The following is a 21,142-nucleotide window of genomic DNA, read 5'->3' on the forward strand; positions in this document are numbered from 1 at the left end:
TTCACACGGTGACCTGGCCCAACAACGCGGCCTTTACCACGATTCCCGAGCAGGCCTTTGAGGGCTGCGAACAACTTGACGACAATGTGGTGGCAACGCTGCCGCCTTCGATTAAGACTATCGACTATCGCGCCTTCGCCAATTGCGGCGTACCGCAGTTCTATGTCTCGGACACAACGGTACTCACCTTTACGCAGATCAACGTGCCGGGCACGGTGGAGCGGATTGAGCGCTATGCCTTTGACGGGTGCTCGCATGTGTCGTCGGTGACGATTGGCGATGGTGTCAAATCTATCGGGGCGCTCGCGTTCGCCTCTCTTGATCCTGCGATTGCCGGCAAAGAGATTGTGCTACCCAAAAGCGTGGAAATGATAGAGTGGGGAGCTTTTGAGAACACGAGATACGGAAACGAGACGAACCATAATGCCGTTGCCCTGCGCGTGATGAACCCCGATCTTCAGTTTGGTGAGGCGGGCTATCCGGGCGACTATAATGAGCGCGTGACAATCGATGGCGTAACGTATGCGATTCCCTTCAGTGAAGGCCAGACCATCTATGCCTATGCGACCGATTCGGCTGGCAACCCCTCGATGGTCAAAAAGCTTGCCGATGCCGTGGCCGATCGCAAGGACTCCGTCGATTCCTCGAAGCCTGCCTACACGTTTGAGTGGATGGGCGAGGCGGCCCAGATCACGGGCAAACTTCCCCAGGGCGCGGCGGCCGTGCTCGTGCAGGCGGGGCAGTCCACGCCGCTGGCGGTTGGCGATGACGGCAGCTTTACAGCGGACGCTCTCTCCAAGACGGCAGCCACCCTGCGCATTTCGCTCAGCGGTTACTATGACATGGTGCTGGCGCGCCCGGGCGACCAGATGACGGGCACATGGAATATCGGAGAGATTAAGGCGGAGGACTTTACCAAGATTCCGGCTTCGCGCGCGATTGAGCTCAACGTGGGCTATCTTGAACCGATTGTGGGCCAGGATAAGACCGAACGCATTGAGCTCGATAGTCTCGATAACATCGATCTGACGGTGAAGAGCGGCGGCAAGACGCTTAAGCTTGCCAAGGGTGACAAGGAAAACGACTTCCGTATCCAGGGCACAGCGCTCGTGGTGTCGCAGGCCATTGCCGACGCGGACCAGGATCTGGAGATAACGCTCGAGCCCAAAGACAGCCTCAAGCTGGGTGGGGCGACGGCGACGGTGAAGCCCTCGGCCGGCAAGGTCGATATCGACTTGAAGCCCTGGGGCACGGCGACGGTCGCGACCAAGGGCGACTACCAGGGCGCTAACCGCGTGCTGGTGTTCCGTACGTCCGACGGCAAGCTGGTCGCCGACGGCGTCACCTATCTGATGGGTTACGAAGACGATGGCACCACGCCTATCATGAAGGACGAGACGCCGCGCCTTAAGGCCGGTTCGTACACCATCGTCGCCTTTAACAAGACGAGCTACGACATCCAAGCGACGAGCTATTCCACGTTTAGCCGCCTAGGGCTGACCGTGGGTAAGCATATCGCGCAAAAGCAGGTGAAGATTGAGGACGGCAAGCAGTTCGACGTGACGCTCGACGTCCCCACGTTTGACGTGGAGACGTATCGTGCCGAGCGCGGGCTGACGGCGGGCTCGGTTATCGCTGATTCGTCCGCGGTCGTTGGCGCGGAGACCGAGCTGCGCATTCATTACGAGCTCAAGGACAGCCAGGCTGCCAAGATTGAGATTCCGCTGGCCAAGGATGCCGTCGAGGATGTGTCCGCAGGCGCTCGCGAAGCCGGCGCCTGCTCCGATGCCATGTGGGCTAACACAACTTGGGAGGGCGACAACCTCGTTCTCAATATGAAGAAGGGCATGGGCGCCGATGTGTTTGTGCGCTTTAAGCCTAAGGCCGCGGGCATCTATGCCGTCTCGCCGCTCATTACGCTGGGCGAGGTGACATTGCCGCTGGGAAGCACCACACTCGAGGTTAGTGGATCGCGCATCGAGGTCGACAACACCGACGTTCACAGCCTGCTGGGCAATGTGGCCTACGTTTATGCAGTGCCGGGCAAGAGCGTGCAGCTCACCGTGGGGACGGGCTCGTCGGCTGCAAAGTACACCGGCAAGACCAATAAACTCGGTCGTGCCAAGATTGAATACGACCTGCCGCAGGATACGCTTGCCGCCGAGCGTGTGACGCTCGAGGCGCGCGTGGGCTCGACCGATGTCGCCGCCGCTGCCGCAGAGGTGACGGCTCGCAACTATGTGCGCTATGTTCCGGGCGCTTCGGTCTGGAACTTTGATGTGACGTATCGTGGCGGTACGCAAAACCTGGTCAAGGATGGCAAGGACACCGGCAAGAGTCTGTGGACCTTCCATCATCTGCCGCAAAAGAAGAACGCCTACTGGACGTTCGATATCACGCTCGAGGTGGGAAACGAAGAGGCCGCCGACACGCTCGACCTGTACGTGGACTGCGTGGATGGCAAGACGGTGACGATTCCTCTGACTCAAAAGTCGCGCGAGGGCACCCGTGTGCGCTATGTCGCGGAGTATGTGGACGAGGGTTACCTTAAGCTGCTCGACGAGTTTAACAAGGCGAATGACTCGACCTATGTGAACTGCGGCAACTTTGAGCAAATCTTTATGCCGCAGACCTACCGCATCTCCAATGCCCAGCTTATGACCATGCTGAGTTTTGACGCCAAAGCTTCGGCCAAAAAGCATTCCGCCGCGGCCGAGGAGCGCCAGCAGGAGTTCTCGAATGCCGTGCAGCAGTGGCACGAGTATATGATGGATAACTCGTTTAATGATGTCGACGAGGCCTTTAACGACGCGATTGACCAGATGGTCGCCGATGCGTTTGCCGAAGAGGACAAGGACGGTAAAGAGGACGAAGCCCAAGGTGGAGCTGCGCGTAAGGCTCGTCGCGCCCCTGCCGCCAGCGACGGCGAGGGTGATGGTGCTGGCAACGACGAGGCCGCGCAGTTTGCGGCTGAGCTCAAAGCCGCGGTCGGCGGGTCGTCGGCGCTGCTGACCCAGCAGGGCGACAGCTATGGCGTCAATGTGGACAAGATGATCTTTGAGGATGCTTACGGCACCAGCGAGGATTGGTATCAGGAACTCGCGGCGGCCCAGGGCGCGAACGCTGCGGATGCGGCCGCCATCAAGGAGCTCGTCGACCATGCATCGCGAGCGGAGTTTATTGCCCAGCAGGCCGAGGATCTGGTGGGCCAGTCGATGGGTATCGGCCAGCTCAACCAATACGGAAGCTGGAATGACGCAACCGCTGCGGCGCTCAACAAGTGTGCGGGCATTAAGGCCAGCGAGTACAACGGCCAGTCGACGAGCGGGTTTAACGATTTGGGCCAGGTGCTCGGCAGCTCGCTGAGCTACAAGGCGGCTGATGACGATACCGTCAAGGGCTTTAAGGTCGCCGCGCCCGATGGCGAGCAGACGGCCTATATCGAGTCGGAATTTATCGAGAACTCCAATAACAACAAGAACCAGGCGCTTCTGTTTAACTCGATCGCCATGCAGTGCGACATTCTGGACAACCTGTACGACAACTGGAATGTGGTCCATAGCCTCAACAACTCCAAGGTGCGCGGATGGCTCATGGCCTGGAAGCGCAACGGCGACGTGAGCGCCCATATGAAGCTCATCCGCACGATCCGTTCGCTCAAGAGCTATAAGATTGAATGCGAGATGTTCGGACAGGTCTTTAAGACCGATGCGTGGAAGGCGGCCGGCCAGGCGTTTCCCGCGGCGACCCAGGGCATCGGCATCTTTACCGGCATTTACGGCGTGAACGATGCCAGCAAGAACTGGGAGAACGTGAACGTCCGTATGCAGAAGGTGAAGGGCGAGCGCGAGGGCTATGAGCTTCAGCACACGCGCTTGCTTGCCAAGCCCGAGAAGACCGAGGACGACTGGAAGTGCATTTACGCGCTGCGTGACGTCATGGAGAAGGCGCGTGCGTTTGAGGATCTGCTGTATCGCCAGCTCTGCCACGACAGCACCGATGTGGCAGTGGGCTCCATTATGACAATCGCCGGCGTGCTGACGGCCGGTTCGGCGGGTACCGTGGTGGGCGCTGCCTATGACGCGGCTTCGACCAGCGTAGGTTCGGAGCGCGCGATTAAGCTGACCAACGCCGAATGCGCCTATGATGTTGCCTGCGAGCAGGTGGAGCGCGCGTGCCAGAATCGTATTACGGTCAACTGGGGCGAGCTGACCGATGCCGAGGTCTACAAGGCCAACAAGGACGGCTTGATCTCGGACGAGAAGATGCAGTCGATTTTTGAGGCGCGTTATCGCAATGTGGCCGCCAAGGCTGCACCCGACCCTGCGGGCGTGGTGTACGAGGGCCTACTGTCCAATACGGTTGAAGGCGCGACGGTTGAGCTGTGGAGCGCCGACGATGCGGCCGGTACCAATGCAGTGCGTTGGGATGCCGAGGAGTATGAGCAGGACAATCCGCTTGCAACGGGTGCGGACGGTGCGTACAACTGGAATACGCCGACCGGCTGGTATCAGGTGCGCGTGACCAAGGACGGGTATGAGGAGGCGCGTTCGGCTTGGCTGCGCGTGCCGCCGATTCAGACTGAGGTGAACATTGGCTTGGTGTCGACGGCGGCGCCCGAGGTGGTTTCGGCCCATGCCTATACCGATTGCGTCGAGGTTGAGTTTGCGCAGTATATGGATGCGAGTGACGATACCCTGGCCGCATTGTGTGTGCAGGGCTTGGGCGACGTGACGTATGCGTGGCTCGACAAGCAGGACGATTCCAATGGCAAGCCGCTGTCGCGCGTGCTGCGTATTCGCTATGCCGATGCGTGTGAGGCGGGCTCAACGGTGGCGTTTGAGCTCGACGGTGCTCGCAACTACGCCGGCACGGCCATGGCGCGCTGGGCAAGTGGCGAGCTTGTCGTGGGCGTTCGTGCCGACAAGCTCAAGCTCAACGTGGAGCAGGCCGTGACCATGCTTGATGGCGGTGACTTTGAGCTGGTGGCACACGTGACCGATAAGGCGGGCAAGCCGTTTGCGGGTGCCAAGGTTAGTGTTGGGCTGGAGTCCTCGGCTATCTGCTCTGTCGATGCCACCCAGGCCGTGACGGGCGAGGACGGTGCGGCGACGTTTGTGCTGCATGGTGCTCTGCCCGGTTTGACGACGTTGACGGCGACGGTGGATGACACGCCGCTGTCCAAGCAGGTCGACGTTCGCGTGTCTGCCGAGGCAGTGCGACCGGCGCGACCGGTGGCGACGATTGGTGCGACGACGTTTGGTGCATGGTCGCCCAAGGAGAACTACATTACGGTGCCCAAGGGCACGAAGCTGGAGCTTTCGGCCGAGGATGGCACGACGATTTGGTACACCACCAACGACACCTGCCCCTGCCGTGACGAAGGCCGCGTAAAGTACACCGAGCCTATTGCGCTCGATAGCAACATGTATGTGCGCATTGCGGCACAGCGCCCTGGCATGTCGTACAGCGAGTATTCCGAGCGTCTGAACATTACGATTACTGTGACCGATGAGGCGGTGCCTGAGCCGACGCCCGATCCGGACCCGACGCCCGAGCCGACGCCTGACGGCGGCGAGCAGGGTGGCGGTACGGATGGCTCTGGTGGCGCCGGGGTCCCTGCGGGCAGTTCGACTTCGACGACGACCACGGTGACGATGGACAAGTCCAAGGGTAAGGGCGAGAACGGCAAGAAGTCCGGCGGCACGGAGCTTGCCAGCACGGGTGACTCCGCCGCGATGACGGTCGCTGCTCTGAGCATCGCCGGCGCAACCGTTGCCGCGGCCGGCATCGCTGCGACCAAGCGCCGCAAGCGCTAAGTTTTGGCGACAGCGCCCATCCTCGGCTTTAGCAAAATCTCAATCTGTAACACCAAGCCAGATATTTGGGTTCCAGGTGTTACAGATTGAGATGAACTGTTCAGCCGCCAACCTAACGTCTCGATCTGTAACACATAGCGAGGAATTTGGCCTCTAACTGTTACAGATTGAGATAAAGAGGCGGATGTTCGCGCAATGTCTCAATCTGTAACAACTACGGGACTCAACGTGGCCCACCTGTTACAGATCGAGACAAACCGACCAGCCAGGCTCCAAACCACCACAAAGGTGCCTGTCCCCTTTGCGGTGGTAGGGCGGCCGGTATAGAAAAAGTCCCCGCCGGGCGTGTGCTCGACGGGGACTTTGCCGTTTGGTGGCTAGTGCTGTAGGTGATTACTCGCCCAGCAGGCTCTTGGTGATGGAAGCGGCGGCCTTCTTGCCGGCGCCCATCGCCAGAATGACCGTAGCGGCACCGGTGACGATGTCGCCGCCGGCCCAGATACGGGGATCGGTGGTCTGGCCGGTCTCCTCGTCGGCAACGATGTAGCCCCACTTGTTGAGCTCCATCTTGCCGCCGATCTTCTTTGCGAAGGGGTTGGCGTTGGTGCCGATAGCCGAGATCGCGACGTCGCAGGGGATCTCCTCGATGGCGCCCTCGATGGGCACCGGACGACGGCGGCCGGACTCGTCGGGCTCGCCGAGCTCCATCTTCTGGACCTTGACGGCGCACACGGAGCCGTCCTCGCCAGCGACAAACTCGAGCGGGGAGACGAGCGGCAGAACCTCGACGCCCTCGGCCTTGGCATGGTGCAGCTCGGCGCGACGGCAGGGCATCTCGTCCTCGGTACGACGGTAGGCGATGATGGCGTGCTCGGCGCCCAGGCGCTTGGCGGTACGGACGGCGTCCATAGCCACGTTGCCGCCACCAAAGACGACGACGTTCTTGCCATGCTTGGTGGGGGTGTCGTACTCGGGGAACTTGTTGGCCTTCATCAGGTTCACGCGGGTGAGGTACTCGTTAGCGAAGAAGACGTTGGGCAGGTTCTCGCCGGGGACGTTGAGGAACTTGGGCAGGCCGGCGCCGGTCGCCACGTAGATGGCGTCGAAGCCCTGCTCGAACAGCTCCTCGGCCGTGGCCATGTTGCCCACGACGGAGTTGTACTCAAACTTGACGCCCATGTCCTCCAGGCCGTCAATCTCGCGCTTGACGACTGCCTTGGGCAGACGGAACTCGGGGATGCCGTAGACCAGCACGCCGCCGCCGGTAAAGAAGGCCTCAAAGACGGTGACGTCAAAGCCGTTGCGGGCGAGCTCGCCGGCGCAGGTGATGCCGGACGGGCCAGAGCCGACGACGGCGACCTTCTTGCCGTTCTTGGGGGCCATCTTGGGCGTGGAGGCGAGCTCGGGGCGGTCACCCAGGAAGCGCTCGAGCTGGCCGATGGCCACGGGCTCGGACTTCTTACCACGGATGCACTTGCCCTCGCACTGGTTCTCCTGCGGGCAGACGCGACCGCAGATGGCGGGAAGCATGGAGTCCTCGCGGATGGTATCGAGGGCGCCGCCGAAGTCCTTCGCGCGGATTTGCTCGATAAAGCGGGGGATGTTGATGTTGACGGGGCAGCCCTCAACACAGAACGGCTTCTTGCAGTTGAGGCAGCGCTCGGCCTCGGCCAGCGCCATCTCCTCGGTGAAGCCCTTGTCGACGGGGCGGAAGTCGCAGGCGCGCTCGGCAGCCGGCTCCTCGTTATCGGGGGTGCGGGGCGACTTCATATCGGCAACGAAACGACCATTAACTAGTGGCATGCGCAGCTCTTTTCCTCATAGGCCTTGAGGGACTCGCCCTCTTCGGAACGGTAAGCGGCCTGGCGGGCACGAAGGTCATCCCAGTCGACCAGGGTGGCATCGAAGTCGGGGCCGTCGACGCAAGCGAACTTGGTCACGCCGCCCACCTCGACGCGGCAGCAGCCGCACATACCGGTGCCGTCAACCATGATGGGGTTGAGCGACGCGGTAATGGGGGTGTCGTACTTCTGGGCGGTGAGGGTCGAGAACTTCATCATCGGAACGGGGCCGACGCAGAAGACCTGGCTCACGGCCTTGTCCTGCAGCAGACGCTCCAGCGGAGCGGTGACAACGCCTTGCTCGCCGTAGGAACCGTCGTCAGTGGTGATGTGGATGTGGTCCTCATCGAGGAGCTCGCGGAACTGATCCTCCATGAGCAGGAGGTCCTTGGTGCGGGCGCCCATGATGGCGTGCACCTCGTGACCGGTCTCGACCAGGTGCTTGGCGACCGGGAAGGCAATTGCCAGGCCGACGCCGCCGCCAATGACGGCGCAGGGGCCCTCAGCCATCTCGGTGGGAACGCCCAGCGGGCCCACGACGTCGCGCAGCGACTCGCCGGCCTCGTAGGTGGAAAGCATCTCGGTGGTCTTGCCGATCACCATGAAGATGAACTCGACCCAGCCCTCGTCACCGTTCCAGCCGGCCAGGGTAAACGGGACACGCTCGCCCGTCTCATTGGCGCGAACCATGAGGAACTGTCCAGCGTGCGCATGCTTGGCGATTGCGGGCGCCTCGATGCGGAACTTGAACACCTTCTCCGAGAACTGCGTCTTCTCCAGGATCTTATACATAGAACCCCTCTCTTGTTAGGGCGACCGAACCGTGCCTCCACGGAAATGGACGGTAGCCCGAATAAAACCGTACGCGCACAGGCGTTGTGCAGACATACGGTGCAAATTATACCCTCATGGACATGTCGCTTACGTGTATCTTCGGCGGTTGGGAGCAGGGTCTATCCACTTTGGTCTACCAAATAGGGGCAGGTTTATTTTGGTCAGTTTTATCGGGTAAAACGGCAAAGGGGGCCGGCCTCGGGTTGTGATGAGGCCGGCCCCCTTTGGGGCGCTATGTGTGTATGTCGGCGCGCGGTTGATTGCGATGCCGCAACTGAGGTGTTTCCGCAGATAAAACCTGCCAAAAAACCTGTCCCTAAATGGTAGGCTTTAGTGCTTGCCGTTGGTGGAAGCGGCGCCGTTGACGTGATCGCGGGCGTAGATTACGCCGTGCACGATCGCCAGGCCGGCGGCGTCTGCGGCGCGGGCGCAGGTATCCTGGAAGTCCTCGGCCTCGCGGGCGCGCAGCTGCTTGAGCACGTAGTCGGCGACAGCCATCTTGCCGGGAGGGTTGCCGATGCCGGTGCGGATGCGGCTGAAGTCGCGGCTGCCCATCTTGTCGATGATGGAACGCAGCCCGTTGTGGCCAGCATGGCCGCCGCCCACCTTAACGCGTACGTCGCCGGCGGGAATATCGAGCTCATCGTGGATCACGAGCAGCTCCTCGGCCTTGATTTTGTACTCGCGGCAAAGCTTGGAGATGGGACCGCCCGAGGTATTCATGTACGACTGTGGCTTGACCAGCACAATCTGACGCTTGCCGCCCTCTTCCTCGGGGTCGTTGATGTTGATGAGCGCGACCTCGGCGCCGGCCTGGTTTTTCCAGTACGTGACACCGGCCTGACGGGCCAACTCGTCGATTGCTTTGAAGCCAGCGTTGTGGCGGGTCTCGGCATACTCATCGCCCGGGTTGCCAAGTCCGGCAACCATGCGAATCTTAAGCGGCTGTGCAGCTGCCATATTTGTCCCTTCGTTACACAAATAGTTCAATCAACGACAAAGGCTACCACGCCCGCCGAAGGCGAGACTTCGTTTCAGCGAAATCCCACCAGACAAAAGCACGGCCGCAGCAGAGCAAGCCGTCGGAACAGAAGAAACCCCCGCGCGACCTTTGCGAAGCAAGGGGGAGCGCGGGGGTTTCTTCTGTTCCGACGGCGATGCGCCGGGTTGCAAGGACGATGCGATTACAGCGCGAAGTCGCCGCCGACGAGCGTGGAGACGGGCTCCTCGTGGTAAACGGCGGAGATAGCCTGAGCGAACTCCTCGGCGACCGAGATGGTCTTGATCTTGCCGCCGACCTCGACGGGGATGGCATCGGTGACGAGGCACTCGACGATCGGGGCGTCGTTCAGGCGCTCGATGGCCGGACCGGAGAAGATGCCGTGGGTGGCGCACACGTAGATGTCGCCGGCGCCCATGGCCTTGAGCTCCTTGACGTTGGCGCACAGGGTGCCAGCGGTGTCGATCATGTCGTCGTTGATGATGCAGGTCTTGCCCTTGATGTCACCGATGATGCCCATGACCTCGGCGGCGTTGTGGCGCGGACGGCCCTTGTGGGCGATGGCCAGGTCGCAGCCGAGCATGTCGGACAGCTTCTTGGCGGCCTTGGCACGACCCACGTCGGGGGAGACGACAACCAGGTTGTCGGTGTCGAAGTGCATGTCGTTGTAGTACTGGCCAAACAGCGGCAGTGCGGACAGGTGGTTAACCGGGATATCGAAGAAGCCCTGGATCTGACCCTGGTGCAGGTCGAGGGTGATGATGCGGTCGACGCCGGCGCGCTCGAGCAGGTTGGCGACGAGGCGGGCGGTGATGGGCTCGCGCGGGCCGGCCTTGCGGTCCTGGCGGGCATAGCCGTAGTGGGTGATAACGGCGGTGATGGAGCGGGCGGATGCGCGCTTGGCAGCGTCGGTGGCGATGAGCAGCTCCATGAGCATGTCGTTGACGTTGCCGCCGGCCACGGACTGAATCAGGAAGACGTCGGCGCCGCGGACGGTCTCGTCGTAGCGGGCGTAAATCTCACCATTGGCGAACTGCTTTAGCGTAAGGCCCGAAAGCTCGACCCCAAGGTACTCAGCGATCTTCTGAGCGAGGGGACGGTTGGAGGAACCGGAATACACGCGGATGGACTTGCGCATATTCTCCGACTTCTCGGGATCATTAATCGGCATTACCCTTCTCCTTTATACATCGAATGCCATATAGATGCCTTTTTGCATTGTAACCGTGCGGCGGGGTTATTCGAGTCTTGATAACGTCTTTACCGTCAACGGACACGAACCGACCACTCATCCGGTCGCGCAGGTCACGATAGAAAAAGGAGCCGTCCCCGTGAGAACAGCTCCTTTTGTGCTTGGTAAAACGTTATACCTCGTCGTTCTCGTGCAGACGGCGGCGGTAATCGGCGGCCCAGCCCTCAATATTTACCTGACGGGCGCGGCCCAAGCCGAGCGCGTCGGCCGGAACCGGCTCGGTGATGACGGAGCCGGCGGCCACAAGCGCGCCGTCGCCGATCTGAGCGGGCGCGACCATCATGGTGTCGGAACCGATGAAGGCATCCTTGCCGATGACGGTCTTGTGCTTGTGCACGCCGTCGTAGTTGCAGGTGATGGAGCCCGCGCCCACGTTGACGCCGGAGCCCATGGTGGTGTCGCCGATGTAGGACAGGTGCGGAACCTTGGAGCCCTCGCCGATCGTGGACTTCTTGATCTCCACGTGCGTGCCGGCCTTGGAGCCGTCGAGCATGTGGGTGCCCGGGCGCAGGTAGGCGCGCGGGCCGCAGTCGACGCCGTTCTCGATGACGGCCTCGATGGCGATGGTCTCATCGATGGTGCAGCCGCTGCCGACGGTGGTGTCGGTGAGGCGGCTGTTGGGGCCGAGCTGGCACTCCTCGCCTACGGTGACGTGGCCGATCAGATGTGTCTGCGGCCACACGACGGTGTCGCGGCCGATAACGGCATCGGGGCCGATCCAGGCCTGCGTGGGATCGATGAAGGTAACGCCCTCGGCCATCCAGTGCTCGTTGATGCGGTCGCGCGCGATGGCGGTGAGCTGCGCGAGCTGGATACGGCTGTTGACGCCCAGGCCGTCGCGGTAGTCATCGCAGTGGAAGATGGAGACTGCCTGGCCGTGGCCTTTGAGGATCTCGAGCATGTCGGGCAGATAGTACTCGGACTGCGCGTTATCGTTGCCGATCTCGTCGATGTGCGCGGCGAGCTGCGCGCCGTCGAAGGCGTAGCAGCCGGCGTTGCACTCGAGCAGCGTGGCGGCCTGTTCGGGCGTGCAGTCCTTCTGCTCGATGATGCGCTCAATCTGGCCGTCGGCACCCAGCTTGATGCGGCCGTAGCCGAAGGGGTCGGGCGGGGTCATGGTCATGACGGTGCAGGCGAGCTCGCCGGTGGCGACGGTCTGCGCGAACTTGGCGACGGTGTCGGCGGTAATGAGCGGCAGGTCGCCGTTGAGCACGACGACGGGGCCTTGCGTGATGCCGCAGGCCTCGAGCGCGACCTTGACGGCGTGGCCGGTGCCCAGGCGCTCGGTCTGCTCGACGCACTCGACCTTGGTGGCGCTGTTGGCGTAGGCGCCGTCGATAAGGGCGCGCATCTCGTCGGCGTGGCTGCCGATGACGACCACGACGCGGCTGCAGCCGGCCTTGATGGTGGCGTCGACGATCCACTGGACCATGGGCTTGCCCAGGATCTTGTGCGAAACCTTGCAGTGGTTCGACTTCATGCGGGTGCCCTCGCCGGCGGCGAGGATAATTGCGGTTGCGTCCATGTGATCTCCTGTTACGTTATAGAGACGTGTGTTTGGAAACGATACACGGCACAATATGATACCGCAGGCATATGATGAGCGCGTAACGATTGACGCGTGACGGCCGGTGTCGCTGCCGCCGGCGTGGTGTTTGCGCTGGTTGTGCATGGCGGCGCCGCTGCGGCGTTGGCGTTTGAGCGAGGGAATGGGGGTGCCCGTGGATATCATGCGAGAGGAATCGGGCAACGAGCCCGTCGCGGCATTTTCGATGTCGCATCCGGCGGTGCCGGCCCTCTACATGGTGCTGACGTTGGGGCTCACCATGTTCTCGATGCAGCCGGTGCTGATTGCGCTGTCGCTTGCGGGCGGGTTGGCGTACGGGTTTGCGACGCGCGGCGCCGCACGTACGTTGGGGGCGCTTCGCTGGCAGCTGCCGGTGATTTTGATCATTGCGGTGCTCAATCCGCTGTTTAGTGCCTCGGGCTCGACGGAGCTGTTCCGTATTGGCATGCGCGCGGTGTATCTGGAGAGCATGGTTTACGGCCTGTGCATGGGTGGGCTGTTTGTGGCGAGCGTGCTGTGGTTTGAGGCGGCGGCATCGATGCTTGGCTACGACAAGGTGCTTGCGCTTTTGGGTAACGCCGCGCCGGTGATCGCGCTTATGATTTCGATGTGTATGCGGCTTATCCCGCAGTTTTTGCGCCGCGGTCGTACGGTACTGGCGGTGCAGGATGCGATTGATGTGCCGGGGCGCGCGCCGGCCGGCCCCGTGCGTTCGCGTTTGCGCGCATCGAGTGTGTTGATGGGCTGGGGCATGGAGGATTCGCTGGAGCGCGCCGACGCCATGCGCTCCCGTGGGTGGGGCGCCGCGACGCGTCGCACGACGTACGCGCGGTATCGGCTGGGGCGCGGCGATGTTGCCGCGCTGGTGGGGCTTGCGCTGTTTGGTGCCGCCGCGGTGGCGGTGGCATGGACCGCGACAACGCAGTATTCGTTTTACCCGCAGCTATCGGCGCCGGCGCCGTGGCTGGGCTATGTCGTATATGCGGCCTGGATGGCGCTGCCCTGTGTGCTGCACGCGATTGACGAGAAGAGGTTTGGCTGATGGCTCGGTTGGACGGAAGCATGATGGCGGGCATGGCGTGCGGCTCGGATACGCCGGCGATTGAAGTGCGGGGTCTGCGCTTTGCCTACCCCGGGGCCGAGGCGCCGGTGCTCGACGGGCTCGACTGGTCTGTTCCCCAAGGGGCGTTTGCGTTGCTTGTTGGTGGTACTGGGTCGGGTAAGTCGACGTTGCTCTCGTTGCTCAAGCCCGAGATTTCGCCGACGGGTGAATGCGCTGGCGAGCTGCGCGTGCTGGGCGAGAGCGTTGCCGACATGGATGTTCGGGCGTCCGCGGAGCGCGTGGGCTATGTGTTTCAGGACCCCGAGAACCAGATCGTGTGCGAAACCGTGTGGCACGAGATGGCGTTTGGTCTGGAAAACTTAGGCATGTCGCGCGACGAGATGCGCCGTCGCGTGGCCGAGACCAGCTATTTCTTTGGGTTGGAGGATTGGCTCCACCGCGATACCGATACGCTTTCGGGTGGACGCAAACAGCTGCTGTCGCTGGCAGCTGTGCTGGCGTTGCGCCCGCGCGTGCTGCTGCTCGACGAGCCCACGTCTCAGCTTGATCCGGTTGCGGAGAAGAATTTCCTGCACGCGCTGTTTCGTGTGAATCGCGAGTTGGGCTGCACGGTTGTTGTGGCGACGCATCAGCCGCGCCCAATGCTCGAATACGCGACGTGCGCGTACCGGATTGAGGGCGGACGCGTGTGCGAGGTGGTTGACCTAGCGAGTTTGGGTAGTCGCGAGGGACTTTTGGCTTTGGACTCTTGCTGGCCCGCGCAGGTGGCGGCGACGAGTGCGGCGGCAGCTATTCGCGAGGGCTGGTTTCGCTACGATCGCGCGGGCGGCTGGGTGCTGCGTGGACTCGATGCGGCGTTTTCGGCTGGCGCGGTGCATGCGGTTGTGGGCGGTAACGGCTGCGGCAAGTCGACAATGCTTTCGGTGCTGGCCAAGACGGTCAAGTTGCAGCGTGGGCATATGGAGCGCGGGGCGGCCTCGGCGGCGCTGCTGCCTCAGAACCCCAAGGCGTTGCTGGTTGCCGAGACGGTGTGCGGCGAGCTGATGGAATGGGCTTCGACCTGCGGATATGACGAGGCTGTCGCGCGGGAGCGCGCGGCGAGCCTGGGGCTGTCGGGCTTGGATGGACGCCACCCGTACGATCTTTCGGGCGGACAGCGTCAACTGCTCGCATTGGCAAAACTGCTGCTGATTGGCCCCGAACTGCTATTGCTCGATGAGCCCACCAAGGGCTTGGACCTGGCCAGCCGCCGCATCATCGCCCGCGCCCTGCGTGACCATGCAAAGGCTGGCGGTACCGTCATCATGGCCACGCACGATCTGGATTTTGCCGAGCAGGTTGCCGATGACATTGCCATGATGTTCGACGGTGAGATTGCCTGCATGGAGCCGCCGGCCGACTTCTTTGCCGACAACGTGTTTTATAGGGCGTGATGGGATGGCGGATCATCGCGCTTCGCGCCTACTAGCAAAACTGGAGATCCTGCTGCTGGCGGCGGTGCCGGCGGTAATGGCCGCGGCGTTGCTGGCGGGCATTGAGCAGGCGGCGCTTGCCATGCTTGTCGTGGTGGCGCTGGTGCTCGCGCTGTTCTTTGCGGGCTACGAGGCGTCGCGCCCGGGCCTGCGACAGATTATGCCAACGCTGGTGTTGGCGGCGTTGGCCGCGGCGGGGCGCATCTTGTTTGGCCCCATTCCCGACTTTAAACCCGTGAGCGCCATCGCCATTATCGCCGGGGCGACGCTCGGTCGTCGTAACGGCTTTATGGTTGGTGCGCTGGCGGCGCTGACCAGCAACTTCTTTTTTGGACAGGGCATGTGGACGCCATGGCAGATGTATGCCTGGGGCCTGGTTGGCTATGTTGGCGGCGCGCTGGCGCATGCGGGCGCGTTCGACCGTGCGGATGGAACCGTGCGCATGCCGGCGCTGATGGCGTACGGCTTTGCATCGGGCCTGCTCTACGGCGTGGTAATCAACGCCTACGACATCATCGGTTTTGTGCAGCCGCTCACGTGGGCGGGCGCCGTGGCGCGTCTTGCCACGGCAGTGCCGTTCGATATCACACACGGCCTCGCGACCTGCGTGTTCTCAGCCGCCCTGTACAGGCCCTGGTGTCGACGGATCAACCGCGTCGTCGTGAAATACGGACTGTAGGGCTGGTTGCGTTCCCTTACGAACTTGCGGTGGAATAGTTCTCTTTTTTGGCTGTTTGGGGCCGAAGCAGGAACTATTCCACCGCAACTTATAGGGGGACGAGGTCAGATGATCCCTTTTCCTCCGTCCCCAGGGGGTCAGTTGGGGCTAGAACTCTAGGGTGAGGGTGACGGGACAGTGGTCGCTGCCAAAGATGTCGCCACGGATACCGGTGTCGCGAACGTCGGCGGCGATTGAATCACTTACCAGGAAGTAATCGATGCGCCAGCCGGCGTTGTTCTTACGGGCATTAAAGCGGTAGCTCCACCAGCTGTAGACGCCCTCGACGTCGGGGTTTGCCGCGCGCCAGGTATCGGTAAACCCGGCGTTGAGCAGCTCGGTAAACTTGCCGCGCTCCTCGTCCGAAAAACCGGCGTTGCCGCGGTTGGACTTGGGGTTCTTAAGGTCGATCTCCTCGTGCGCCACGTTAAAGTCGCCGCAGGTCACAACGGGCTTGCCGGTCTCGCGCTCAAGCGCGCTCAAAAAGCCGCGATAGGCATCGTCCCAGGCCATGCGTACATCGATGCGCGCGAGCTCATTTTGGGCGTTAGGCGTGTAGACATCCACAAACCAAAACCTGTCGAACTCGAGCGCGCAGACGCGGCCCTCGGTTGTGGCTTGGGCGACGAGCTCGGCCGCCTCGCCCTCGCTGGCGTAGGGTAGCAGTGCGTCGGCGCGTAGCACGCGCAGCGGTTCCTGGCGGCTAAAGACTGCGGTGCCCGAATAGCCTTTACGCTCGGCGTAGCTCCAGGTTTGGTGATAGCCGGCCAGGTCAATATCGACCTGGCCCTCCTGCAGCTTGGTCTCCTGCAGCGCCAAGATATCGACATCGAGTTCTTGCGCGATTTGGATAAAGCTCGGGTCCTTTTTGAGCACGGCGCGCAGGCCGTTGACGTTCCACGAGGCGAAAGTGTAAGTCTGAGGCATGGTGTCCTTTCGACGGGGTTGGCAGGCTTAAGATTAGCGCAACAGGGGCGGTGGTGGGCTCCGCGCGTGTCGATCCAAAGGCTGCGCGCCGGGCAAGCGCCCGCCGCCATCCGACCAACAAGGACGGAGGACTCATATGACGCAGGCAATAACGGATCCCAAGCAGGCCTCCGCCGCGCTGGAAGAGCTGTTCGGCACCCACAAGCGCGTGGTCTTCTTTGGCGGCGCGGGTGTTTCCACGGCGAGTGGCATCCCCGATTTCCGCAGCGTGGACGGCCTGTATCACCAGCAGTTTGCCTATCCGCCCGAGACCATGCTCTCGCATAGCTTTTATGAGGCGCATCCGGCCGAGTTCTTCGACTTCTACCGCACCAAGATGATCGCGCTTGGCGCCAAGCCCAACCGCTGCCACACCAAGCTGGCCGAGCTGGAGCGCGCCGGAAAGCTAAATGCCGTGGTGACGCAAAATATCGACGGCCTGCATCAGATGGCCGGCTCGCAGCGTGTGTTTGAGCTGCACGGATCGGTCCATCGAAACATTTGCCAGTCGTGCGGCGCGGTCTATAGCGCCGAGTGGATTTGCTCGCGCGAGCACGAGGACGCCGCGGGTGTGCCCGTGTGCCCTGCGTGCGGCGGGCGCATTAAGCCCGATGTGGTGCTCTACGAGGAGCCGCTCGATGAGCGTGTGCTGACCGGCGCCGTCGCCGCCATTGCCGCGGCCGATGCCCTCATTGTGGGCGGGACCTCGCTCGTGGTGTATCCGGCGGCGGGCCTTACGCGCTACTTTACCGGCGATACGCTGGCCATTTGCAATCTTGCTCCCACCGATCAGGATGCAAATGCTGACCTGCTGATTTCTTGCGACATCGCGGCCGCGTTTGCGTTCTAGCCCGTGTGCGCGGATACAATAGAAAGACTGATTGCAAAGCAACCCCGCCGCCTGCGCCCGAGCGCGGCGGCGCGGGCATTTTAGGAGGATGTTCATGGCGAACGATAGCAAGACATGGCGGTGCGGAAAGTACGAGCTCAGCTTTGACCGCCCGCGCATCATGGGCGTCCTCAACGTGACGCCCGATTCGTTTAGTGACGGCGGGGAGCACTTCGACCCGGATGCCGCCATCGAGTACGGCCTGGCGATGCTCGACGCCGGCGCCGACATCATCGACGTGGGCGGCGAGTCCACGCGTCCTGGCTTTACCCCGGTCAACCCCGACGAGGAGGCTCGCCGCGTGCTGCCCGTGGTACGCGCGCTGGCCAAAGAGGGTGCCATCGTCTCGATCGACACGCGCCACGTGGCGGTTGCCAAGGCGGCCGTGCGCTGCGGCGCCTCGATCGTCAACGACGTGACGGGCTTCACCGACCCCAAGATGGTCGAATTTGTCGCGACGAGCACCTGCGGTGTCATCGTGATGCACGCCGGCGAGGTCGCGGCGCCCACGCGCACGCATGCAACGGTGCAGCTCGATACCTCTGCTGCGGCGTTTGTTGCCGAGAAGGCACGCGAGGCGGCCGCGGAGGCTGCGCGCGAGGCCGAGAAGCCTGCCCGCCGTCGCCGTGGCAAGTTGCTGGGCGAGCCCAAGACGGAGGCCAAGCTGCCGGGCGGCGTGGTGCAGCCCTCGTTGCCGTTTGGCGATCCGGAGCCCGCGCCCGAGCCCGCGGACGAGCAGAAGCAGGAGGCACCGGCCGCCGAAGAGGCCGCCCCTGTCTCCGAGGCCGCCGCGACCCCTGAGCCCGCGCCGGAGCCCAATGACCGCCTGGCAGCCATGATGCGCCGCAGCGCCCGCCGCGAGGAGGCCTACGTGCCCACCTCTCAGCTCCGCCGCTTTACCCTGCCCGATTCGGCGCCCATCATGCGCCGTGTCATGGGCTTTCTGTCCGACCAGGCCCGCACGCTCATCCATGCCGGCGTGTCGCGCGACCGCATCTGCATCGATCCCGGTCCGGGCTTTGGCAAGACGGCCAACGAGGATATCGTCATCCAGCGCGAGACCGCCAAGATGGCGTCGCTGGGCTACCCGCTCATGTGCGCCGTGTCGCGCAAGCGTTTTGTGGGCGCCGTTTCGGGCGTGACCGAGGCCGCTGCGCGCGATGCCGCCACGTTTGGCGTGTGCCTGGGCGCTATCCAGGCCGGTGCCAACATCGTGCGCGTGCACGACGTCACCGGCTTTGCGCAGTTCCTGAACGGTTACTGGGCTGTCGCCAAGCCGCAGCCGCGCCGTGCGTTTGTGGCCGTGGGCTCCAACCTGGGGCATCGTTGCGATAACATCCGCGCCGCACGCGACATGATCGCCGAGATTCCGCTCACCTGCGTGTCCAACTGCTCGCGCATCTACGAGAGCGAGCCGGCCTACGAGACGCGCCAGGACGCATTCGCCAACGCCGTCATCGAGATCAAGACCGAGCTGGCGCCGCTGGTGCTGCTCGACGAGCTTATGAAGATCGAGGCCGAGCTGGGGCGCGACCGCTCCAAGAAGACCAAGGCCAACGGCCCGCGCACCATCGACCTGGACCTGCTGTGGATGGATGGCGAGACCCACGGCGGCAAAAAGCTGCGCCTGCCGCATCCGCTGATCGGCGAGCGCGACTTTGTGCTGGTGCCGCTCGAGGACCTGATGCACGACCCGGCGCGGTTCTTCCGCTACAACGGTGTCGAGGTCAAGGAGCCCGAGGAACGTGTGGGCCATATCGTGGGCGAATTGGGGCGTATGTAGATGATTGAGATGAATGCTGTAGCCGTCGGTACCGAGCTTGACGCCGCGCGCGACGCGGGTCGCGAGGGTGCGTCCGCGGGCTGGTGCGCTTGGAGCGCGGGCGAGGCGTCGTTGACGTTTTCGCTGGTCATGCGCCCGGATGTGAATATGCATGCCTTCCATGGCCTGCCGTTTGTGACGGCGATGGGCATGATGGACGCGCTTGTGGGCACGGCGTCGACGCCGGGTCTGGGCCTTGCCGGCAAGGTGGGCATTGAGTGGCCGAGCAATATCGTGTGCGGCGCGCCCGCGTTCGAGACGTCGTTCGCGCGCGTCGCCGTCAACGGCGGCGCCGGTGCTGCGGGCATGTTCGGTGCCGTGACGGTGGATATTGAACGTTCGGCGCTGAGCGAGCTCGGTGTGGATGCGGCCGACGAAGCGCTGGTCGAGGAGTTGGCTGCCGCCGTGCTGACCCGCGTGGACGCCTGGGCGGCTGTTGCCAACACGCCGCAGGGCGCCGCAGGTCCGCTGGCCCCCGTGCTGGGCGAGTATTTCGATATGGTGCCGCTGCTGGGCCGCCAAGTTGCGGCGGTGTCGCCCAACGGCCTGCCGCTTGCGGTCGGCGTGTTTGCGGGCCTGGACATCTGGGGCCGCGCGACTATCAAGACCGATGCCGGCGAGCAGGAGTTTCCTCCCGAGGCCGTACGGATTCGCGGGCTGTAACGCGGGGCGCCAGCGCTCAAAGATAACGATGACAACGAAGCCCTCTTCGGCCTGCACCGGGGAGGGCTTCTGTGTGACCCGAGAGAATGGCCGCGTCGGTCCTATTCCTCAAAATTGAAAAATTTTCGTTTTTGAGGAATAGGAAATATGCACGATATCGCTGTGCTGGGCGTATTCGAGGAGCCTCTATTCCTCAAAATTGAAAATTTTTCAATTTTGAGGAATAGGCTTGGCGAACGTTTGCGGGGGCTGGGGCATTGGACGTGCTCGACTTATGCCCCTGTCTTACCCCAGCTCCTGCATGCGGCGGTAGATTTCGCAGATGCCCTTGATGGTGAGCTGCCCGTCGACCACGTCGAAGGCATCGGTCGAATCGGCGACGATGCCGGCGAGACCGCCCGTGGCGATAACGGTGGCATCCTCGCGGCCCAGCTCGCGCTTCATGCGCGCGACCAGGCCCTCGGCCATGGCGGCGGCGCCCATCACGGCGCCGACCTTGATGCACTCCTCGGTATCGCGGCCGATGGCGTGCTCCGGCGCCTCGAGCGGAACGCTGGCGAGCTTGGCGGCACGGGCGGCAAGCGCGTCCATGGAGATGCGGATGCCCGGCGCGATCGCTCCGCCAATGTAATAACCGTCCTCATCGATGACGTCGATATTGGTCGCGGTGCCAAAGTCCACCACGATTGCCGGCGCGCCGTAGAAAGTTTCGGCCGCAACGGCGTTGGCGACGCGGTCGGCGCCCACAGCCTGGGGGCGCGCCGCACGCAGCTTGGTCACGGCGGCCGTCTGCGGCCCAATGACGATGGCGTCCGCGGCAATGCGGTCGGCTACGGCGTGCCATTCGCGCGAGAGCTGCGGCACCACGCCGGCAAAGGCGATCGCGTCGACCGCGTCGAGCGAAAGGCCGTACATCTTAAAGAAACCCATCAGGCGCACATGGATCTCGTCGGCGGTATAGGAGCGGTCGGTGGGCATGCGCCACGACTGCACCAGCTCGTCTCCGTCAAACAGGCCCATGGCCGTCTGCGTGTTTCCCATATCGATAGCGAGCAGCATGTCTACTCCCAGTGTCGGTGTAAAAGGACGCGCACCATTGTATACGCGCCGTCGACGGCGCTCGGCTGCGATTCGGTTACAGTGATATGGGCTGAGGGGTTTAAATATGAAGGAATTATGCTCTACGAGATTTTCCTTGCCGTTTACCGAACTCCCGCGTAATATTCTTTCTTGCGC

Annotated in this window: 14 protein-coding genes; 7 read left to right on the plus strand and 7 right to left on the minus strand. The window is 62.9% G+C overall.

Annotated features, from left to right (window positions below; genetic code table 11):
• Nucleotides 1–8 precede the first annotated feature (8 nt).
• Nucleotides 9–5,819, plus strand: coding sequence for a leucine-rich repeat protein (locus tag AAAV21_RS07215; RefSeq protein WP_349108438.1), 5,811 nt, complete (start codon nt 9–11; stop codon nt 5,817–5,819).
• Nucleotides 5,820–6,212: 393 nt separating this feature from the next.
• Here AAAV21_RS07215 and gltA read toward each other — a convergent pair whose 3' ends face one another.
• From gltA to glmU, 5 genes are all read right to left on the minus strand, one after another.
• A complete protein-coding gene (gene gltA / locus AAAV21_RS07220; protein WP_022094914.1) occupies nt 6,213–7,622 on the minus strand; it encodes an NADPH-dependent glutamate synthase in 1,410 nt (469 codons plus the stop codon).
• Nucleotides 7,613–8,452 carry a sulfide/dihydroorotate dehydrogenase-like FAD/NAD-binding protein gene (locus AAAV21_RS07225; protein WP_006235793.1) on the minus strand — a complete coding sequence of 280 codons (840 nt, stop codon included), beginning with the start codon at nt 8,450–8,452 and terminating at the stop codon, nt 7,613–7,615. The genes gltA and AAAV21_RS07225 overlap by 10 nt, the downstream gene beginning before the upstream one ends.
• Before the next feature lie 372 nt (nt 8,453–8,824).
• The gene (pth, locus tag AAAV21_RS07230; protein ID WP_349108441.1) at nt 8,825–9,454 is read right to left on the minus strand and encodes an aminoacyl-tRNA hydrolase; all 630 of its coding nucleotides are present in this window, start codon (nt 9,452–9,454) and stop codon (nt 8,825–8,827) included.
• A gap of 224 nt (nt 9,455–9,678) precedes the next feature.
• Nucleotides 9,679–10,665, minus strand: a complete 987-nt coding sequence (locus AAAV21_RS07235; protein ID WP_349108443.1) for a ribose-phosphate pyrophosphokinase — start codon at nt 10,663–10,665, stop codon at nt 9,679–9,681.
• 193 nt (nt 10,666–10,858) lie between these two features.
• The gene (gene glmU, locus AAAV21_RS07240) at nt 10,859–12,271 is read right to left on the minus strand and encodes a bifunctional UDP-N-acetylglucosamine diphosphorylase/glucosamine-1-phosphate N-acetyltransferase GlmU (RefSeq protein WP_349108445.1); all 1,413 of its coding nucleotides are present in this window, start codon (nt 12,269–12,271) and stop codon (nt 10,859–10,861) included.
• Between the two features lie 205 nt (nt 12,272–12,476).
• Here glmU and AAAV21_RS07245 point away from each other — a divergent pair, with 205 nt between their 5' ends.
• The 3 genes from AAAV21_RS07245 to AAAV21_RS07255 are packed head-to-tail and all read left to right on the plus strand — an operon-like array spanning nt 12,477 to nt 15,527.
• Entirely contained in the window at nt 12,477–13,355 is an 879-nt protein-coding gene (locus tag AAAV21_RS07245) for an energy-coupling factor transporter transmembrane component T (protein ID WP_349108565.1), read from the plus strand.
• Entirely contained in the window at nt 13,355–14,809 is a 1,455-nt protein-coding gene (locus tag AAAV21_RS07250; protein WP_349108447.1) for an ATP-binding cassette domain-containing protein, read from the plus strand. The genes AAAV21_RS07245 and AAAV21_RS07250 overlap by 1 nt, the downstream gene beginning before the upstream one ends.
• A gap of 4 nt (nt 14,810–14,813) precedes the next feature.
• Nucleotides 14,814–15,527: a DUF6580 family putative transport protein gene (locus AAAV21_RS07255; protein ID WP_349108450.1), complete on the plus strand. Its 714-nt coding sequence runs from the start codon at nt 14,814–14,816 to the stop codon at nt 15,525–15,527.
• A 147-nt stretch (nt 15,528–15,674) separates the two neighbouring features.
• Here the strand turns inward: AAAV21_RS07255 and AAAV21_RS07260 are convergent, their stop codons facing one another.
• Complete coding sequence (locus AAAV21_RS07260; protein WP_349108452.1) at nt 15,675–16,493, minus strand: exodeoxyribonuclease III; 819 nt, start codon at nt 16,491–16,493, stop codon at nt 15,675–15,677.
• Nucleotides 16,494–16,629: 136 nt separating this feature from the next.
• Between AAAV21_RS07260 and AAAV21_RS07265 the strand changes: the two genes are divergently transcribed.
• The 3 genes from AAAV21_RS07265 (at nt 16,630) to AAAV21_RS07275 (ending at nt 19,906) form a co-directional block, all read left to right on the plus strand.
• Nucleotides 16,630–17,382 (plus strand): NAD-dependent protein deacylase, encoded by a 753-nt coding sequence (locus AAAV21_RS07265; RefSeq protein ID WP_349108454.1) that lies wholly within the window; start codon nt 16,630–16,632, stop codon nt 17,380–17,382.
• Nucleotides 17,383–17,476: 94 nt separating this feature from the next.
• Nucleotides 17,477–19,204, plus strand: coding sequence for a dihydropteroate synthase (folP, locus tag AAAV21_RS07270; protein WP_349108456.1), 1,728 nt, complete (start codon nt 17,477–17,479; stop codon nt 19,202–19,204).
• Nucleotides 19,205–19,906, plus strand: coding sequence for a hypothetical protein (locus tag AAAV21_RS07275; RefSeq protein ID WP_349108457.1), 702 nt, complete (start codon nt 19,205–19,207; stop codon nt 19,904–19,906).
• Nucleotides 19,907–20,191: 285 nt separating this feature from the next.
• On the opposite strand, the gene AAAV21_RS07280 is transcribed toward AAAV21_RS07275, so the two are convergent.
• Nucleotides 20,192–20,965 carry a type III pantothenate kinase gene (locus tag AAAV21_RS07280; protein ID WP_195919405.1) on the minus strand — a complete coding sequence of 258 codons (774 nt, stop codon included), beginning with the start codon at nt 20,963–20,965 and terminating at the stop codon, nt 20,192–20,194.
• Nucleotides 20,966–21,142: the final 177 nt, after the last annotated feature.

The organism is Collinsella sp. CLA-AA-H302 (genome assembly GCF_040093305.1).
Lineage (GTDB): Bacteria > Actinomycetota > Coriobacteriia > Coriobacteriales > Coriobacteriaceae > Collinsella.

Bases quoted from the DNA above. Each gene is read 5' to 3' on its own strand.
- folP (WP_349108456.1), top strand. From the start codon at position 17,477: ATGGCGAACGATAGCAAGACATGGCGGTGCGGAAAGTACGAGCTCAGC.
- AAAV21_RS07225 (WP_006235793.1), bottom strand. From the start codon at position 8,452: ATGTATAAGATCCTGGAGAAGACGCAGTTCTCGGAGAAGGTGTTCAAG.
- pth (WP_349108441.1), bottom strand. From the start codon at position 9,454: ATGGCAGCTGCACAGCCGCTTAAGATTCGCATGGTTGCCGGACTTGGC.
- AAAV21_RS07250 (WP_349108447.1), top strand. From the start codon at position 13,355: ATGGCTCGGTTGGACGGAAGCATGATGGCGGGCATGGCGTGCGGCTCG.
- AAAV21_RS07260 (WP_349108452.1), bottom strand. From the start codon at position 16,493: ATGCCTCAGACTTACACTTTCGCCTCGTGGAACGTCAACGGCCTGCGC.
- AAAV21_RS07255 (WP_349108450.1), top strand. From the start codon at position 14,814: ATGGCGGATCATCGCGCTTCGCGCCTACTAGCAAAACTGGAGATCCTG.
- AAAV21_RS07275 (WP_349108457.1), top strand. From the start codon at position 19,205: ATGATTGAGATGAATGCTGTAGCCGTCGGTACCGAGCTTGACGCCGCG.
- gltA (WP_022094914.1), bottom strand. From the start codon at position 7,622: ATGCCACTAGTTAATGGTCGTTTCGTTGCCGATATGAAGTCGCCCCGC.
- AAAV21_RS07265 (WP_349108454.1), top strand. From the start codon at position 16,630: ATGACGCAGGCAATAACGGATCCCAAGCAGGCCTCCGCCGCGCTGGAA.
- AAAV21_RS07245 (WP_349108565.1), top strand. From the start codon at position 12,477: ATGCGAGAGGAATCGGGCAACGAGCCCGTCGCGGCATTTTCGATGTCG.
- glmU (WP_349108445.1), bottom strand. From the start codon at position 12,271: ATGGACGCAACCGCAATTATCCTCGCCGCCGGCGAGGGCACCCGCATG.
- AAAV21_RS07280 (WP_195919405.1), bottom strand. From the start codon at position 20,965: ATGCTGCTCGCTATCGATATGGGAAACACGCAGACGGCCATGGGCCTG.
- AAAV21_RS07235 (WP_349108443.1), bottom strand. From the start codon at position 10,665: ATGCCGATTAATGATCCCGAGAAGTCGGAGAATATGCGCAAGTCCATC.